The 2647-nt window shown below is 66.1% G+C and carries 3 protein-coding genes and 1 pseudogene; 3 read left to right on the top strand and 1 reads right to left on the bottom strand.

The genetic code is table 11. From position 1 onward, the window contains the following. Positions 1-450, top strand: a 450-nt coding sequence (locus JOZ79_RS06150; protein WP_294072040.1) for an IS630 family transposase, incomplete at its 5' end; no start/stop codon positions are given. A gap of 120 nt (positions 451-570) precedes the next feature. Here the strand turns inward: JOZ79_RS06150 and JOZ79_RS06145 are convergent. Next, entirely contained in the window at positions 571-1500 is a 930-nt protein-coding gene (locus tag JOZ79_RS06145) for an IS5 family transposase (protein WP_294072038.1), read from the bottom strand. Between the two features lie 173 nt (positions 1501-1673). On the opposite strand from JOZ79_RS06145, the gene JOZ79_RS06140 reads away from it, so the two are divergent. Beyond that, entirely contained in the window at positions 1674-2111 is a 438-nt protein-coding gene (locus JOZ79_RS06140) for a hypothetical protein (protein WP_294072036.1), read from the top strand. After that, a pseudogene (locus tag JOZ79_RS06135) lies at positions 2108-2449 on the top strand (transposase); the annotation flags it as partial. The gene JOZ79_RS06140 and the pseudogene JOZ79_RS06135, both read left to right, overlap by 4 nt. Positions 2450-2647: the final 198 nt, after the last annotated feature.

Raw genomic sequence — 2647 nt, 5'->3', positions numbered from 1 at the left:
CGCGGCAAGCGCCTGGTCGCGTCCGCGCCGCATGGGCATTCGCGAACGAGCACGTTCCTGGCCGGGCTTCGAACCGACGGCTTGATTGCGCCGGCCGTGTTCAACGGCGCGATCAACGGGGCGGCGTTCCGCGCCTATGTCGAGCAGGTCCTGGCGCCGGCCTTGCGCGTCGGCGACGTGGTCGTGCTCGACAACCTGGCCAGCCACAAAGTCCACGGCGTTCGCGAGGCGATCGAGGCCCGCAGTGCCAGCTTGCTGTTCCTGCCGCCCTACAGCCCCGACCTGAACCCGATCGAGCAGGTCTTCGCCAAGCTCAAACAGCTGATCCGCAGCGCAGCGCCTCGGACACGCGAAGCCCTGTGGAACGCAATCGGCTCCATGCTCGACCGCTTCTCGCCGAACGAGTGCAGAAATTACCTGGCTAATGCAGGCTATCCCCGGTCAGGGTGATTCCGCTCTAGTTGAGACCTGGGCGCGGGTGAGCTTGAGGCACTGAGATGGTGGGCGATCTGCCCGGCCGATTGATGCGGCCCGCTCCGGCACAGCGGAGAGCATCACTCCGGATCACGGTTACGGGGCGAGGATGTTGAGGCTGCGTTTGAGGTTGTAGGCGATGGCAGTGAGGCGGACTTGAGCAGCGGCGCGCGCAAGACCTCGCCATCGCATCCGACGCAGCCCATAGCAGCGCTTCCAGGTGCCAAAGATCTTCTCGATCCGGGCACGGACGCGATGGATCGGCGCGTTCCAGGCGTCCAGCACGGCCAGCGTCTCCTCTTCGTCCCGGCCCCACATTGCGGTGGCCACGATACGCGGCAAACCGCCCTTCGCCCGAACCGCGTCGCCGAAATGCGACCCACGGTATGCGCTGTCGGCAAACACCTCGCCGGGATGGTTCGGCAACGCGTCCGGACCGGCGCGACCGTCATTGACGTTGGCTGGAGTCACCGAGACCTGCTCCACCAAAGCCGTGCTCGCATCGGCCCCGACATGCGCCTTGAAGCCATGCACCGCGGCCCGGCCCTTGTGCTTGACCCAGCGACCGTCCGCATCCGCCTCGCTCGCTGACGCGATAATGGTGGCGTCGACGAGGGTACCCGTCTTGACCCGGATCGACTTGGCCTTCAGCTCGGCGGTAACCGTCTCGAACAGCGTCCGGTCCAGACCGTGCTCGATGAGAGCCCGGCGAAAGCGCACGAAAGCGGTGCGCTCCGGCGTCGGCTCGTTGCTTGAGAAGCCGCAGAAGCGCCGGAACGAGGCACGATCATCCAACGTCTCAGCGAGCTTAACGTCCGACAGGTCATACCAGACCGCCAGCAGCAGGGCCTTGAACATCGCGAGCGGGGGCCAGGCGGGCTCGCCCTTGCGCGCCGGATAGAGGGGCTCGAGCAGGGCCTCGATCTGCGTCCAGGCAATCAGACCGGAGAGCTTGTCCAGCGACGACGATGGTCGCGGCGACGGTGCAACGCTCAGCTTCTCCTGCCCAATCGCCCGATGCGCCATGACCGCTCTCATCACCGAGAAAGCGCATCGAATCAGCACTCATCCGAGTCGCCAACGCTCACCCGCGCACAGGTCTCCCTAGAGCGGAGCCGTCCTAACCGGAATCGCACTTTAGGATTCCGAATCGGCTGTTTGGTGTGATTCATCACCCTCCGGCATGGCCGGAGGCTGGGATGAGTTGGCGGTCGGGGCGGTCCTACTCGCAGGACCTGCGGGACAAGATCATGGCGGCGTTTTACGGCGGGAAGCCGGCTCGCGCCGTGGCCAAGCGGTTCGCGGTGAGCGTGTCGTTCATCTACAAAGCCGACCTGCGGCGACGCCGAACCGGCGACACGGGGCCGGGTCAGCAGCGATGCCGCATGCCGCTCCGGCTCGAACCCCACCGTGACGCCATCATCGGCCACCTGCGGCAGCATCCGGACGCAACCATGGCCGAGCTGCGGGACTGGCTCGAGCGCGAGCATGGCGTGCGGGTCGCGCTTGCGACGATCTGGAAGACGCTCGGCCGCTTCGGCCTGACGTTCAAAAAAAGTCGCTCCGGGCAGCCGAGCAGGACCGTGCGGACGTTGCCGCCGCGCGCACCGAATGGAGACGCCTGCAGACCCGTCTGAACGCCCGCAAACTGGTGTTCATCGACGAAACCTGGGCCAAAACCAACATGACCCGGCTCCGCGGACGCGCTCCTCGCGGCAGGCGCTTGGTTGCGTCCGCGCCACATGGGCATTGGCGCACCAGCACGTTCTTGGCCGGGCTTCGGACCGACGGGTTGATCGCGCCGGCAGTGTTCAACGGCGCGATCAACGGGGCGGCGTTCCGCGCTTATGTCGAGCAGGTCCTGGCGCCGGCCTTGCGCGTCGGCGACGTGGTCGTGCTCGACAACCTGGCCAGCCACAAAGTCCACGGCGTTCGCGAGGCGATCGAGGCCCGCGGTGCCAGCTTGCTGTTCCTGCGTATCCGTCCGGTGAGGGCCACGGGTGGTATGAGATCGCGGCGGTGATTGTCAGGAGGCCGGCTTTTTGACCCTGGCTTGAGCGGCGTTTCGACGCTTTGCGATCCGTCCGAGGGTGATCTTGATCTGGAGTTCGTCGGCCGTCTCCGGGTCGTAGTCGTCGAGCCACTCTTTGATTTCGTCGTGGTCGGGGTGGCT

This window comes from Sphingomonas sp. (assembly GCF_019242355.1).
GTDB lineage: Bacteria > Pseudomonadota > Alphaproteobacteria > Sphingomonadales > Sphingomonadaceae > Sphingomicrobium.
This window is presented reverse-complemented; position numbering and strand designations above follow the sequence as displayed.